General features: G+C 60.7%; 14 protein-coding genes and 2 pseudogenes. 8 read left to right on the forward strand and 8 right to left on the reverse strand.

Annotated elements, in window-relative coordinates; genetic code table 11:
- A pseudogene (locus VJV58_RS18945) lies at positions 1-264 on the forward strand (hypothetical protein); the annotation flags it as partial.
- Positions 265-340: 76 nt separating this feature from the next.
- On the opposite strand, the gene bfr reads toward VJV58_RS18945, so the two are convergent.
- Positions 341-826, reverse strand: a complete 486-nt coding sequence (gene bfr, locus VJV58_RS18950; RefSeq protein ID WP_324138900.1) for a bacterioferritin — start codon at positions 824-826, stop codon at positions 341-343.
- Positions 827-938: 112 nt separating this feature from the next.
- A complete protein-coding gene (locus VJV58_RS18955; protein WP_324138912.1) occupies positions 939-1,202 on the reverse strand; it encodes a (2Fe-2S)-binding protein in 264 nt (87 codons plus the stop codon).
- A 454-nt stretch (positions 1,203-1,656) separates the two neighbouring features.
- On the opposite strand from VJV58_RS18955, the gene VJV58_RS18960 reads away from it, so the two are divergent.
- Together VJV58_RS18960 and VJV58_RS18965 are read left to right on the forward strand one after the other, a co-directional pair.
- A complete protein-coding gene (locus VJV58_RS18960; protein ID WP_324138901.1) occupies positions 1,657-1,965 on the forward strand; it encodes a hypothetical protein in 309 nt (102 codons plus the stop codon).
- 229 nt (positions 1,966-2,194) lie between these two features.
- Positions 2,195-2,464 (forward strand): hypothetical protein, encoded by a 270-nt coding sequence (locus VJV58_RS18965; RefSeq protein WP_324138902.1) that lies wholly within the window; start codon positions 2,195-2,197, stop codon positions 2,462-2,464.
- Positions 2,465-2,551: 87 nt separating this feature from the next.
- Here the strand turns inward: VJV58_RS18965 and VJV58_RS18970 are convergent, their stop codons facing one another.
- Positions 2,552-3,763, reverse strand: a complete 1,212-nt coding sequence (locus VJV58_RS18970; RefSeq protein ID WP_324138913.1) for a lytic murein transglycosylase — start codon at positions 3,761-3,763, stop codon at positions 2,552-2,554.
- A gap of 40 nt (positions 3,764-3,803) precedes the next feature.
- On the opposite strand from VJV58_RS18970, the pseudogene VJV58_RS18975 reads away from it, so the two are divergent.
- Positions 3,804-3,939: pseudogene (locus VJV58_RS18975) on the forward strand (CopG family antitoxin); the annotation flags it as partial.
- A 3-nt stretch (positions 3,940-3,942) separates the two neighbouring features.
- Here the strand turns inward: VJV58_RS18975 and ettA are convergent.
- Positions 3,943-5,595, reverse strand: a complete 1,653-nt coding sequence (ettA, locus tag VJV58_RS18980) for an energy-dependent translational throttle protein EttA (protein WP_324138904.1) — start codon at positions 5,593-5,595, stop codon at positions 3,943-3,945.
- Between the two features lie 248 nt (positions 5,596-5,843).
- On the opposite strand from ettA, the gene VJV58_RS18985 reads away from it, so the two are divergent.
- Together VJV58_RS18985 and VJV58_RS18990 are read left to right on the forward strand one after the other, a co-directional pair.
- A complete protein-coding gene (locus VJV58_RS18985) occupies positions 5,844-6,047 on the forward strand; it encodes a hypothetical protein (protein WP_324138905.1) in 204 nt (67 codons plus the stop codon).
- A 155-nt stretch (positions 6,048-6,202) separates the two neighbouring features.
- Entirely contained in the window at positions 6,203-7,162 is a 960-nt protein-coding gene (locus VJV58_RS18990; RefSeq protein ID WP_324138906.1) for a D-2-hydroxyacid dehydrogenase family protein, read from the forward strand.
- Between the two features lie 181 nt (positions 7,163-7,343).
- Here the strand turns inward: VJV58_RS18990 and VJV58_RS18995 are convergent, their stop codons facing one another.
- On the reverse strand, positions 7,344-8,627 hold the full coding sequence (locus tag VJV58_RS18995) for a L,D-transpeptidase family protein (protein ID WP_324138907.1): 1,284 nt from the start codon (positions 8,625-8,627) through the stop codon (positions 7,344-7,346).
- Positions 8,628-8,983: 356 nt separating this feature from the next.
- Between VJV58_RS18995 and VJV58_RS19000 the strand changes: the two genes are divergently transcribed.
- A complete protein-coding gene (locus tag VJV58_RS19000) occupies positions 8,984-9,943 on the forward strand; it encodes a hypothetical protein (RefSeq protein WP_324138908.1) in 960 nt (319 codons plus the stop codon).
- An 87-nt stretch (positions 9,944-10,030) separates the two neighbouring features.
- Here VJV58_RS19000 and sseA read toward each other — a convergent pair whose 3' ends face one another.
- Genes sseA through VJV58_RS19015 form a run of 3 tightly spaced genes read right to left on the reverse strand, consistent with a single transcriptional unit; the run spans position 10,031 to position 12,553 of the window.
- Complete coding sequence (gene sseA, locus VJV58_RS19005) at positions 10,031-10,888, reverse strand: 3-mercaptopyruvate sulfurtransferase (protein ID WP_324138909.1); 858 nt, start codon at positions 10,886-10,888, stop codon at positions 10,031-10,033.
- Positions 10,889-10,943: 55 nt separating this feature from the next.
- Entirely contained in the window at positions 10,944-11,357 is a 414-nt protein-coding gene (locus VJV58_RS19010) for a rhodanese-like domain-containing protein (protein ID WP_324138910.1), read from the reverse strand.
- Positions 11,358-11,377: 20 nt separating this feature from the next.
- Positions 11,378-12,553 (reverse strand): VWA domain-containing protein, encoded by a 1,176-nt coding sequence (locus VJV58_RS19015; protein ID WP_324138911.1) that lies wholly within the window; start codon positions 12,551-12,553, stop codon positions 11,378-11,380.
- Between the two features lie 190 nt (positions 12,554-12,743).
- Here VJV58_RS19015 and VJV58_RS19020 point away from each other — a divergent pair.
- Positions 12,744-13,325, forward strand: a 582-nt coding sequence (locus VJV58_RS19020) for a MoxR family ATPase (protein WP_324138914.1), incomplete at its 3' end; no start/stop codon positions are given.

The following is a 13,325-nucleotide window of genomic DNA, read 5'->3' on the forward strand; positions in this document are numbered from 1 at the left end:
ACCGGCACGCTATCGGCGGAACCGGATCTGCTGAAGGGCATGGAAGAGTTTGGCAAGCTGCCGCGCGCGGTGCTGAGCATCGGTGTCAAGGAAGCCTATTTTCATTGTGGCAAGGCGCTGATGCGCTCGCGCCTGTGGTCAAAGGAGGCGCAGGTCGAACGCTCGGTATTCCCTAGCATCAGCCAGGTCATCCACGAGCAGACGAAGCTGGGCGAGCCGGAGACGCAGGCGGTGGTCGAAGCGCGCAACAAGACGCAATTGTAGGAAGTTTTCACGCCCGAGAGTGCGCCGGCGAGCCACTTCACTAGGGCAAGCACCAGGCGTTGCTCTGGTGATTGTCCTAGTGCTCGCCCTCGAGGCCACCGACATGCTTTTGGGTGTAGAGTTCGAGGCCGATGCGGCCGATGAGATCGAGCTGGGTTTCGAGGAAATCGATGTGATGCTCCTCGTCTTTCATCAGGCTCTCGAACAGGTCGCGTGAGACGTAATCCCTGACGCCATGACAGTGGGTCGCCGCTTCCTGATACAGCGCGCGGGCGCCGACCTCGGCAGCCAGATCGCACTCGATGATCTCCTTGACGTTCTGGCCGATGCGCAAGGGATCGAGCACCTGCATGTTGGGAAAGCCATCGAGGAACAGGATCCGATCGGTGAACCGATCGGCATGGTTCATCTCCTCGATAGACTCCTTGCGCCACTGCTTGGCCAGCTCGAGCAAGCCCCAATTGTTCAGCAACCGGTAATGCAGCCAATACTGGTTGATCGCAGTCAACTCGCTGCGGAGGCCCTTGTTGAGATATTCAATGACTCTGGCGTCGCCCTGCATAAATGCACTCTCAGCATCGTGAATTAACGGCGAACGCTAGGTCACATTGCCTGCAGGAGCAACCCTTCCGGGAACTTCGCGCGAAAAACAGGGATGGAGAAGCGCAAAAAAATCAGGCGACCGCTACGAGCGGGAGTTCGCGTGGCGACTCTGCTGGCTCCGTCGCCCTGTGGGGACATCCGGAATGGCAGGCCCTGGCGCAAGCGCCAAGCGCGTCATCGATAATGCTTTTGATCGTTCGCGCGCATCGGCCGCATTCGGCGCTGCAGCCGAGACAGCCGTAGATTTGTTTTGGATGACGGGGAAGGTCTTCCGAGGCGCTGACGGCGTTGCGGACATCGTCATCGCTAAGGACGTTACAGGAACAAACAATCATGAAAACGGAGCCGCCTTTCGCTGCTGCGGCGCCATCGATATTGAAGAAAATGACGGGAGGCAAAACCAAAAACGCTCTTTTCAAGCAATTCCAAATTGAGCGTGCACGCACACTGGAATCATTCCAGAAAGGCAGCACCGCACATCGAAATTTTCGGCCCCTTTCGCTGCCGCCGAACGACGCTTTTCATCGCGATCGAAGATGTGTCAGCGAGAACTGCGAGCGAATAACGAGCCTACAAAATGCGTCGCACAGGTCGCCTCGCGAGCGCACGAGGTCGGCTTTCGCAAGCCTTGCGGCCGCCGAAAACACCCTCGATTCGACGCCTTGCTGCGGTGCAAAATCCTCCCCTGCAGCAGAGTTTCCCTTCAAACATGGCGGTTCCGTTCATTGATCGTTCAAGGGAAGTGTGGAACTTTGGACGTCGATTTGTTCGGATGAGAAAGGTCAAGCCATGAGGAAGACTTTGATGGCACTCGCTGCGGCCGCCGCTGTGGCGATGTCAGCGACGGCGCCTGCCCATGCCCAACGCGGTTTCGGCCCCGGGCTCGCCGCCGGAGTGATCGGCGGCGCTATCATCGGCGGCGCGCTGGCGGGTCGCGGGTACTATGGACCGGGATACTATTATGGACCCGGCTACGGTTACGGATATGGCGGTCCGGCCTATGTCGCCGACGGCTATTACGGCGGCTGCGTCTGGCAGCGGCAGCGTTTCTGGGATGGCTACGCCTGGCGAGTTCGGCGCGTCCGGGTTTGCGGCTGATCCGTTCATCTTGATTAAATCGCGTCTCCCGTCCCTCGAACGCACAGATTTTTCGAGGAGCGCCGTGAGCAACGGCCTGAAAAAGACTCTTTTTCAGGCGACTAGCGACCACCGTTTACTTTGGATTCACTGTTCCACGCTTTTTAGCGAAACGGCCTGCTTCCAACCGCATTCTTGCCAACTTAACCCCGGCGCCGACTGAAGGCGCCACTCCAGGAGAGCCCAAGACATGAACAAGACCTTAGCTGCCTTCGTCGCGGTCGCAACGATCGCCGGTTCGCTCACCGCGACACCCGCGAGCGCACAGCGCGGCGTCGCCGCCGGCGTGGCGGCTGGGCTGATCGGCGGCGCAATCGTCGGCGGAGCCATTGCTTCCAGCCGGCCGGCGTATGGCGGTCCCGTCTACGTGGAAGAAGCTCCCCCGCCCTGCCGCTGGGTTCGCGAGCGCTTCTGGGATGGTTACGGATGGCGCTTCCGCCGCGTCGAGGTCTGCAACTGAGTCAGGCGAGACAAGCTGCAACGAACGTTTTGACCCGGCCGATCCTCGGCCGGGTTTTTCATTTTCACCGAGAGTTTTCCGCGAGCTTCAGCGCGCCGCGTTGATTGAGCGCAGAACTGCTTCGCTCGGCCAGCAATCCACTTTCAGGCCCGCCGATTTCTGATAGGCGCCGAGTGCCGCGCGAGTCTGCATGCCGGCTTTTCCATCGAGCTTGTCCTTGTAGAGGCCGAGCCGCGTCAAACCGCGCTGCATGGCTTCGACGTCCGCGGTGCGCAATTGCGTCGACGCTGACCACGGCATCGCAAACGATTGCGGGTTCAGCATGCGATCGCTGAGATGGCCGACGAACAGCACGTACAGATCCGAAAAATTATATTCCTTGATGACGAAGTAATTCGCGGTCGTGAGAAAGGCCGGACCGTAAATGCCTTCGGGCTGCAGCAGCGAAGCCGCCTGCGCCTGCTCTGCTTTACTGAGTTGCTGTCCACGAACCGGCAAAAAGCCTTCGCGCAGCCATTCGCTGATCGGCTTCGTCACTTCCGGCACGCCGATCCTACAATCGACGTTGGCGGGCGTGCGCACTTCGTACGCCCAGCGCAGTCCGGGCTGCCAACCCTTGTTGGCAAGCTGCTGCGCAGCCGAGGCAAGCGCATCCGGCACCGAATGCCAGATGTCCTTGCGTCCGTCGCCATCGAAATCGACTGCGTGCTTGTAGAATTCCGACGGGAGGAATTGCGTAAGCCCGGTAGCGCCGGCCCAGGACGCACGCATGTCGTTGCGCGCCACCTCGCCGTCGCCGATCATCTTCAGCGCCAGAACGAATTCGTTGCGATACTGATCCTTGCGTCGTCCGACATAGGCCTGGGTCGCCAGCACCCGGAGCCCATCATAAGGCAGGGTGTAGCGGCCGTAATCCGTTTCGCGGCCCCAGATCGCGAGTACGATGGTCGCGGGCACGCCGAACCGCGACTCGATTTTGGTCAGCGCGGGCCGATATTTCTCGAGCAGCCGCCGGCCTTCGGCGGCGAGCCGCGCGATGCTGGCCTCCTTGAGATAGTCCGCCGGCACCTGCACGAATTCGGCCTGTGACGGCGCGCCGGTCGCGGGTCGTCCGGGCAGCATCAGATCAGGTAACTTGTAATCCGGCTCGAGCGTGCTGGTCTGCGCATCGAACGTCGCGCGCGAGACGCCTGCGGCTTGCGCCTCCGGCCAAACTGAAGCGATGAATTGAGTGAAGCCAGCATCGGCGGCGTCGGCGCGAGAGAGCAGCACCACCAGAAATCCTGCCGTCATGGCCATGAGCACAACCTTCTTCATACAACTCAGTACAAAACGTTGCATGGCCCCTCCAACCACCGCAATCTCAATTCGTCTTCCCGTCGGGTTGCTGGAGCAGATCAAGATCGCTACCAACAAGCGCGATGTGCCTTATCAATCGCTGATCAAGAGTGTGGCGATCGGAGATGGTCGGATAACAGTCACCGCGTCAGCTTCTTGTATTTCACGCGATGTGGGATGACGGAATCCTGTCCGAGCCGGCGCATCTTGTCCTTTTCATAATCCTGGAAATTGCCCTCGAACCATTCGACATGGCTGTCGCCCTCGAACGCCAGCATATGGGTTGCGATGCGGTCGAGAAACCAGCGGTCATGGCTGATGATCACGGCGCAGCCGGCGAAATCCTCCAGCGCCTCTTCAAGCGCGCGCAGCGTATCGACGTCGAGATCGTTGGTGGGCTCGTCGAGCAAGAGCACGTTGGCGCCGGATTTCAGCATCTTGGCCAGATGAACGCGGTTGCGTTCGCCGCCCGATAGCGCGCCTACCTTTTTCTGCTGGTCGGCGCCCTTGAAATTGAACGACGAGCAATAGCCGCGCGAATTGACCTCGCGCTTGCCCAACAGAATAAGCTCGTTGCCCCCGGAAATCTCCTCCCAGACGGTCTTGTTGCCCTCGAGACTGTCGCGCGACTGATCAACATAACCGAGGTGCACGCTCTCGCCGACGACGATGGTGCCTTTGTCCGGCTTGTCCTGCCCGGTGATCATCCGGAATAGCGTCGTCTTGCCGGCGCCGTTGGGGCCGATCACGCCGACGATGCCGCCCGGCGGCAGCTTGAATGTGAGATCATCGATCAGCAGCCGGTCGCCGAAACCCTTGGTAAGACCTTCGAAGTCGATCACGTTCTGCCCGAGACGCTCGGCCACCGGGATCGTGATCTGCGCGGTCTGGGTCTGCTTCTCGCTGGCCTGCTTCAGCAGTTCTTCATAGCGCTGGTAGCGAGCCTTGGATTTCGCCTGGCGTGCCTTCGGCGAGGCCGCGATCCATTCCTTCTCACGTTCCAGCGTGCGCTGGTGCGCGGCCTCCTCGCGGCCTTCCTGCGCGAGCCGTTTCTGTTTCTGCGATAGCCAAGCAGTGTAATTGCCTTCGTAGGGAATGCCCCGGCCACGGTCGAGTTCGAGAATCCATCCTGTGACGTTGTCGAGGAAGTAGCGATCGTGCGTGACGATCAGGATCGCCCCGGGATAATTGCGCAGATGGCCTTCCAGCCATGACACGGATTCCGCGTCGAGATGGTTGGTGGGCTCGTCAAGCAGCAAAAGGTCGGGCTGGTCGAGCAGTAGCCGGCACAACGCCACGCGCCGGCGTTCGCCGCCCGATAGCTTGGTCACGTCAGCATCGTCGGGCGGGCAGCGCAGCGCGTCCATTGCCTGATCGACCTTGCTGTCGAGATCCCACAGCCCCGCTGCCTCGATCTCGTCCTGCAGCTTGGTCATCTCGTCTGCAGTTTCGTCCGAATAATTCACCGCCAGCTCGTTATAACGATCGAGGATCGCCTTCTGCTTGGCCACGCCCATCATGACGTTCTCGCGCACGCTCTTGGCGGCATCCAGGTGCGGCTCCTGTTCGAGATAGCCAACCCGCGCGCCCTCGGCGACCCACGCCTCGCCGCTATATTCCTTGTCGATGCCGGCCATGATCCGCAGCAGCGTCGATTTGCCGGAACCATTCACGCCGAGCACGCCGATCTTCGCGTCGGGATAAAATGACAGATGAACGTTATCGAGGACCTTGCGGTTGGGAGGATAGGTCTTGGACAGACCCTGCATGAAATAGACGAACTGACGGGCCATACCGATCCCTTGAAGGCTTAGATTTGTGGAATTTGCCGCCGCTGATGTAGCGGCGTGGACCCCAAAGGGCAACCGCGCACCGGTGTTTTCCATCCGTTCACCAAGGATGATTACGGAGGCGACACCATGCGTGCGACGACTAGAACAATTGAAACCTTCTTTTAATAAATCAGCCCAAAAGTGGCCGTCAGCGCCAAAAAGCGCAGAAACGGCGGCACGAGCCGCAGGCGAAGACAGCAGCCCGCGTCATGGCAACCATCACGTCAGAAGCTCTTTCCTCCGCGGCGCAAGGCCGTGAGCGCATTGACAGGCTGCATCATTTAAAGAGCTTTTTCCGCCAGTTCTTCCTCAGGGCATTCGACCCATACCGACCGGAATTGCACTACATGAGGGGTCCGGGCCCTGCATGCCGCGCCAAGCAGAGCGCACTCACCCAGACGCATTCCGGCTGAGCCTTCTTTCTTCCGGCTGTCAATACGGGCGCTTTCCGGGCCGCGGGCGCTTTTTGGGCCGCGGGCGCTTGCGTGCACAGGCGTTGCGAGCAACCATGCTCCTCCTTGCGACGGCGCATTTCCGCCCCGTCGTTTTCAGATCAACGGACTCTCCCATGACGCGGCTGCGCTGTGCAATTCTCGATGACTACATGAATTTGGCCTTGGACGCGGCGGACTGGTCCAAAGTCAGCGATCGTGTCGAGGTCAAAGTATTCAACCAGCCGTTTGCTGCCGGCGAAGCCGCGGCGGCCGCGCTGAAGGATTTTGAGATCATCTGCGCGATGCGCGAGCGCACGCCATTTCCGCGCGCCATGTTCGCGGCATTGCCGAACCTGAAACTGCTGATCACCTCGGGCATGCGCAACGCGGCGATCGATATGGATGCAGCCAAGGACCATCAGGTGGTGCTTTGCGGCACCCAGTGGGGTCGCGACCCAACGGCTCCGCTGGCGATGGGATTGATCCTGGAACTCACGCGCAACATCGGCCGCGAGAACGCGCGCATGCATGCCGGCGAGCCGCTGCAAAAATTCGTCGGCATTGAGATCGAGGGCAAGACGCTGGGAGTGATCGGCCTTGGCAAACTTGGCGCCAAAGTTTCCGGACTGGCAAAAGCATTCGGGATGAACGTCATTGCATGGAGCCCGAACTTAACTCCCGAACGCTGCAATGAAGTCGGCGTCGCGTATGCCACCAAGGAACAATTATTCTCAACAGCCGACATCATCACCATCCATGTGGTGTTGAGCGAGCGTTCGCGCGGGCTGGTCGGGCGAGACGATCTGGCGCGCATGAAGCCGACTTCGTATCTCGTCAACACCGCTCGCGGCCCGATCGTGGACGAGGCCGCGCTGTTGCAAACCTTGCAGCAGAAGAAAATCGCCGGGGCCGCCGTCGACGTGTTCTCGGTCGAACCGCTGCCGGTGGATCATCCATTCCGCAAGCTCGACAATATCGTGCTGACGCCGCATCTCGGTTACGTGACACAAGAAACGTTCCGCGCGCATTACAGCCAAATGGTCGAAGGCATTGAGGGCTGGTTCAAGGGCCAGCCGGTGCGCAGATTGGCTTAGTTAGAGCGTTTTCGAGCGAAGTGGATGCCGGTCCGCCTGAAGAAAACGCCTGAGAAGAAAAGCTAGACTTCTGATTCGATCAGAACCGATCGGGCTATAGCCGCGATCCGGCTTCGCATCGTGGCCTTCAACCGCAACAAAAAAGGCGCAGGCGCGCCTTTCAGCATGATGTCGGAATTAACTAGCGAACGGTGACAGGTGGGGGTAGCGGCGGGACCACCGTCGGCTGCATGCCGGGAGTGACCCCGGAGACCTGCGCGGATGCTACGCCAGCGGTTGCCGGCATCGTCGCCGCCGAAGCCGAAGCAGTCGTCGTCGAAGCCGGCGGCGGGCCACCAGGAAGCACCACCACCCTTGTGCCGACCTTGACGCGATCGAACAGGTCGGAGACGTCCTCATTGAGCATGCCGATGCAGCCCGATGAGACGAACTTGCCGATCGTTGACGGCTGATTGGTCCCGTGAATGCGATAGACGGTGGATCCCAAGTACATCGCGCGGGCGCCGAGCGGATTGCCGGGACCGCCGGCCATGAAGCGCGGCAGATAAGGCTGACGCTCGATCATTTCGGTTGGCGGATGCCAATCCGGCCACTCGGCCTTGCGCGAGATTTTCTGCACACCCGTCCAGGTGAAGCCGTCCCGGCCGACGCGAACGCCGTAGCGGATCGCCCGGCCATTGCCCAAGACGTAATAAAGATATGTGTGCGGCGTATCGACGATCAGCGTTCCCGCAGGCTCCTTGGTGGCGAATGCCACTTCCTGTCGGCGCAAGTTCGGCGCGAGCTGCGCGGGACCGACCTCTGGCTGTTCCTCAGGCGGGAGCGAGGAAAGAACGACCGGCTTGCCGTCCGCGCCCAGGGGCGGCTGCACCGAGCCCGTCGCACCATTGGTACCCACGCCCTGGGCCGGAGCCCCTATCGCCTCAGGAGGTCGCAACGCCCGATCGTCGGTAGGAGTGTTAGCGACTACGCCGGGAGCGCCGCGATCCGAATAGATCACCGGCGGCGGACCGTCGGGACGTCCGTAACGCGGGTCATCCGGCGAAAGGATCGGCCCGGTCGGCGCACCGCGATCACTATATACCGGACGGCTGGTGTCGGGACGGCCGTAGCGGGGATCGTCGGGAGAAAGAACTGGCCCCATCGGCGCGCCACGCTCGGAATAGACCGGGCGCGGGTCCGGGCGACCATATCGCGGATCATTAGGCGAGAGGATTGGCCCGGGCGGCGGGAGGGCTGTCGAAGCCTGCGCGTCCGGCGTCTCATCATCCTCCAGCGAGTCGAAATCCGGAGCGGCCGGTCCTCGGCGATAATCGCCTGGATAGGCGCCAGGCGGATACGCCTGCGGCGCCGTCGAATAGACTGGTGCGGGGGGAACCGGATAGCTTTGAGCCATCGCGAGCGAACTTGCTGCCGCGCCGCTGGCCAAGGCAGCACAAATCGTCAGAATGCGTTTGCTCATCATTGTTCTTGTATAGCCCCAAGCCGACACCGGAAGGTTAACGGCTGATGGCGGAAGATAGCGGCGCATTCAAGACAAATTCGGCTAAGTCACGCCAGATTCTCGCATTCGTGACAGCCCGACATCACCGTTGCAAGCAAGCCTCACCTCCGCACGAAACGCTTGCTTCCTTGGCGAGGCCGGCATTTTTCCGCCGATTTGTCACGAACGTTCGGTGATCGTTGCGGTATTCTTGAAACCGCCTGATTCGCTTCGCGCTGGTGCCGTCCGATGCGTTGCGAACGCGGCAATTCAGTGGTCACCGCGTTCCCAGTGTTCAACTGCCTTCGTACTTCAGCGAAGGCGGAGCTCGCCGTTCCATGCTGCCCGGCTTCCGCTTTCTGCTTGCCGCTATCATCTTGTCGACCTCGATGCTTGTATTCGGGCTCGGCGCGGCGGCGCTGCTGCGTGCGGCACACGAGCAATTTGCAAGCAATCCCTCTTGGCACTCCGCTCCCGAAGCCACCTTCGCGCAGCAGCAGGCTGAACCCGCTCCCCCGGTTCTGGCGATGCTGCATGCTGATCCAGCGCCCGTCGAGCTAAAGGCGCCGGACACTGTTTCCGCATTGAATACTCCCGCCATGGCGCCGACGGTCGAGCAAGCCACGAATGTCGCAACGCCCGCGGAGCAGACAGCGGTCTCACCAAAAGCGCCCGAGCAGGCCTCGGTCACGCAGGCCTCGATCACCCCGGCGAGCGAGCCCGAGAGGGTCGCCGTGTTGAAGCCGGAGCAGACGTCAGCGCCGGAATCCGCGACGGCCGCGAAACCTGCAGTCCCGGCAGAACCGGCAGCAAGCTTGTCCGCTCCAGTAAAAAATGAAACTTCCAGCGCCGAGGCGAGCGGAAGCACGAGTTTACCTTCGCCGAGCGATGGCACGGTTGCGCCAACAAAGCAGGCCTCGATTGCGCCGTTGATGCCGCAGGCAAATGAGAGTCTCGCGAACGCGACCGCCACCGAAGCCACGTCTACGGAAACTAATGCGGCCGAACACACTAACAGCGCCGATTCGCGGGCGGACCCCGCCGTGCCGCTCGAGGTAGACGCGATATCGACAAAGCTTGCGGCGCTCGACGGCCGACCGTTGATCGTCCAGCCGCGGCCGCGTCCTGCCGCTGCCATCGCCCGCGCCGAACAGGCTGCCAAGAAGCGTTTGGCCTTGCAAGCAGCCCTTCGGCGCAAGCGCGCCCTGCAAGCCCAGCAGGCAGCGCTGTTTCCGCCGCTGTTTCCTCCGTTTCCCCAGCAGCTCAACCAGCCACCCGGGGTCGCGACCAACCACTAACGTCAGAACGTTTTCCAGCGAAGTGGACGCCGGTTCGCGTGAAGAACACGCGCCAGAAGAATGGCGGACGAAGTCGGAAGAACAGGTCTAAGCCGGCCCGGTCGCGACCGGCGGTCCGTCAGGCAGGCCCCATTCGGCCCAGGAGCCGTCGTAAAGCGCGGTGCCCCGCGCGCCCAATCTGTATAGCGCCAGCGTCAACACCAGTGCTGAGACGCCCGATCCGCAGGTCGTCACGATCGGCTTCTCAAGATCGACGCCACCACCGTTGAACGCTCGCCGCAGCTCCTCCAGCGATTTCATGGTGCCGGTGTTGGGGTCAAACAGGTCGGCGTATGGTACGTTGCGACTACCCGGGATGTGGCCGGAGCGCCGGCCCGACCACGGTTCGGCAACCGTGCCCTCAAACCGCGGACGCGGTCGCGCGTCCACCAATTGCTCGCGATTGGTTTCAAGGTTCTTCAGCAATTGATGCTTGCTTCGGACGAAGCTGGGATCGAGCTTGGCCTGAAACTTCCCCGGCTTCGGGCTGACCTGGCCGGATTCCGTCGGACGTGCCTCGCTCACCCATTTCCGCAATCCGCCATCCAGCACCTTCACGTCGGGATGACCGAACGACAGGAACATCCACCACGCCCGCGGCGCCGCGACCCAGCCGCCGGAATCATACGCCACCACGGTATCATCTGAAGAAATGCCCAGCGCCGAAACGTCCCGCGCGAACTGCTCGGCGCCCGGATACATGTGCGGACGCGGATCATCGGGATCAGCGATTGTATTGACGTTGAAAAACACCGCGCCCGGGATGTGAGCCTTGAGGTAGTCCTCGGACGGTAGCGGAAGCACGCCCGGCATCTTGTAGGATGCGTCGATCACCTTGAGCTTGGGATCATCAAGATGGGCAGCGAGCCAATCGGTGGAGACCAGCGGATCGTCATTGGGTGGCATGGATGAATATCCTCTCAGCCGCCATGTCGCGGCGTGACGGTCGTGGTCTTGCGATCTATGCCTTCTTCTTCGGCTCGACCTTCTCGACCGGCCCGCCGGCGTCGCGCCAAGCGGCAAAGCCGCCACCCATGTGCGCGACCGGCTTCAATCCCATATCCTGCGCCGTCTTGGCGGCCAACGCCGAACGCATGCCGCCGGCGCAATGAAAGATGAATTTCTTGTCCTGCTGAAACACCGGCTTGGCATAGGGGCTCGCCGGATCGATCCAGAATTCGAGCATGCCGCGCGTGCAGGAAAACGCGCCGGGAATTCGGCCATCTCGCTCGATCTCGCGCGGATCGCGAATGTCGACAATGACGACATCGCCGTTTTTCGCGATGTTGATGGCATCCGCGGCGCTTACGGTTTCGATCTCCGCATTGGCCTCGTCGATCAGCGCCTTGATGCCGCGGTGAATGGTCTGGGACATTGAACTAACCTCCGCGTGATCTAGCGCACTAATTCCTTCATCGCGGCTTCAAGGCCTTCGATGGTGATCGGGAACATGCGTTCCGAAAACAGTCGACGAATGATGGTGGTGGATTCAGAATAATCCCAATGCCGTTGCGCGACTGGATTGAGCCAGACGGCGTGCGGATAAGTTCGCGTGATGCGCTCGAGCCAGACCGATCCGGCTTCCTCGTTGACGTGCTCGACCGAGCCGCCGGGGACCATGATCTCGTAGGGCGACATCGAGGCGTCCCCGACAAACACCACCTTGTAGTCGTGCGGATATTTATGCAGCACGTCCCAGGTCGGGGTTCGGTCGGTAAAACGCCGGCGGTTCTGCTTCCAGACGCCCTCGTACAGGCAGTTGTGGAAGTAGAAATATTCCATGTGCTTGAATTCGGTCTTTGCCGCCGAGAACAGTTCTTCCACCTGCTCGATGTGCGAATCCATCGAACCGCCGATATCGAAGAACACCAGCACCTTCACCGCATTGCGCCGCTCGGGCCGCATATGCACGTCGAGATAGCCGTGGTTCGCCGTTTCCTTGATGGTGGTATCCAAATCAAGTTCGTCAGGCGCGCCGGTGCGGGCGAATTTGCGCAGGCGACGTAACGCAATCTTGATGTTGCGAATCCCGAGTTCGACGTTGCCGTCGAGATCCTTGAACTCGCGCCGGTCCCACACCTTCACGGCGCGGAAGTTACGGTTCTTCTCCTGGCCGATCCGCACGCCTTCAGGGTTGTAGCCATGAGCGCCGAACCGCGAAGTGCCGGCCGTGCCGATCCATTTGTTGCCACCCTGGTGCCGGCCCTGCTGCTCCTTGAGACGCTGTCGAAGCGTCTCCATGAGCTTGTCCCAGCCCATCGCCTCGATCTGTTTCTTCTCTTCCTCGGTGAGATATTTTTCGGCCAGCTTCTTCAGCCATTCGGCCGGAATGTCCGTCTTCTCCATCGCATCCAGAAGACTCTCCAGCCCCTTGAACACGGTGCCGAACACGCGATCGAACTTGTCGAGATTGCGCTCATCCTTTACCAACGCTGCGCGGGAGAGATAATAGAAGTTCTCCACGGTCTGCTCGGCCAAATCCGCGTCGAGCGCCTCCATCAGCGTCAAATACTCACGCAGCGTTACCGGGACCTGCGCGTCGCGTAGCGATGTGAAGAATTGCAGAAACATCCATCACAGATTGCCCGCCGAAGGGTGCGCGTCAAGGGCACACAGGCCTAGACCTGCCGCGTTTTTCAACTAGAATTGACCTCACAGGCCTTTATAAGGGTAACCCGATCGCGACCGCCGGACCGGCGGTCGTTTTTCTGTTCGCATGCGCGAACCTGCGCTCAAGAATAATCAGCAAGGCAAAGGATCGATGAAATTTACCGGCACCAAGGACTACGTCGCCACCGATGACCTCAAGGTCGCCGTCAATGCCTCGATCGTGCTTGAGCGTCCACTGCTGATCAAGGGCGAACCCGGCACCGGCAAAACCGTGCTGGCGGAAGAAGTCGCGAAGGCGCTCGGCGCGCCGCTCCTGACCTGGCACATCAAGTCCACCACCAAGGCCCAGCAAGGCCTATACGAATACGACGCGGTCTCCCGCTTGCGCGACAGCCAGCTCGGTGATGCCAGGGTGTCCGATATCTCGAACTACATCAAGCGCGGCAAATTGTGGGACGCCTTCACCCACGAAAAGCGTCCGGTGCTGTTGATCGACGAGATCGACAAGGCCGACATCGAATTCCCGAACGATCTGTTGCTCGAACTCGACCGCATGGAATTCTTTGTTTACGAGACCGGTGAAAACATCAAAGCGAAGCTGCGCCCGATCGTGATGATCACCTCCAACAACGAAAAGGAATTGCCCGACGCGTTTCTACGCCGCTGCTTCTTTCACTACATCAAATTTCCCGACCATGAGACCATGACGCGGATTGTCGACGTACATTTTCCA

It is taken from the genome of Bradyrhizobium sp. (assembly GCF_035273305.1).
Taxonomy (GTDB): Bacteria; Pseudomonadota; Alphaproteobacteria; order Rhizobiales; family Xanthobacteraceae; genus Bradyrhizobium.

Coding starts and splice junctions, on each gene's coding strand:
- bfr (WP_324138900.1), bottom strand. CDS start 826: ATGCAGGGCGACGCCAGAGTCATTGAATATCTCAACAAGGGCCTCCGC.
- VJV58_RS18955 (WP_324138912.1), bottom strand. CDS start 1,202: ATGATTGTTTGTTCCTGTAACGTCCTTAGCGATGACGATGTCCGCAAC.
- VJV58_RS18960 (WP_324138901.1), top strand. CDS start 1,657: ATGAGGAAGACTTTGATGGCACTCGCTGCGGCCGCCGCTGTGGCGATG.
- VJV58_RS18965 (WP_324138902.1), top strand. CDS start 2,195: ATGAACAAGACCTTAGCTGCCTTCGTCGCGGTCGCAACGATCGCCGGT.
- VJV58_RS18970 (WP_324138913.1), bottom strand. CDS start 3,763: ATGGCCATGACGGCAGGATTTCTGGTGGTGCTGCTCTCTCGCGCCGAC.
- ettA (WP_324138904.1), bottom strand. CDS start 5,595: ATGGCCCGTCAGTTCGTCTATTTCATGCAGGGTCTGTCCAAGACCTAT.
- VJV58_RS18985 (WP_324138905.1), top strand. CDS start 5,844: ATGGCAACCATCACGTCAGAAGCTCTTTCCTCCGCGGCGCAAGGCCGT.
- VJV58_RS18990 (WP_324138906.1), top strand. CDS start 6,203: ATGACGCGGCTGCGCTGTGCAATTCTCGATGACTACATGAATTTGGCC.
- VJV58_RS18995 (WP_324138907.1), bottom strand. CDS start 8,627: ATGATGAGCAAACGCATTCTGACGATTTGTGCTGCCTTGGCCAGCGGC.
- VJV58_RS19000 (WP_324138908.1), top strand. CDS start 8,984: ATGCTGCCCGGCTTCCGCTTTCTGCTTGCCGCTATCATCTTGTCGACC.
- sseA (WP_324138909.1), bottom strand. CDS start 10,888: ATGCCACCCAATGACGATCCGCTGGTCTCCACCGATTGGCTCGCTGCC.
- VJV58_RS19010 (WP_324138910.1), bottom strand. CDS start 11,357: ATGTCCCAGACCATTCACCGCGGCATCAAGGCGCTGATCGACGAGGCC.
- VJV58_RS19015 (WP_324138911.1), bottom strand. CDS start 12,553: ATGTTTCTGCAATTCTTCACATCGCTACGCGACGCGCAGGTCCCGGTA.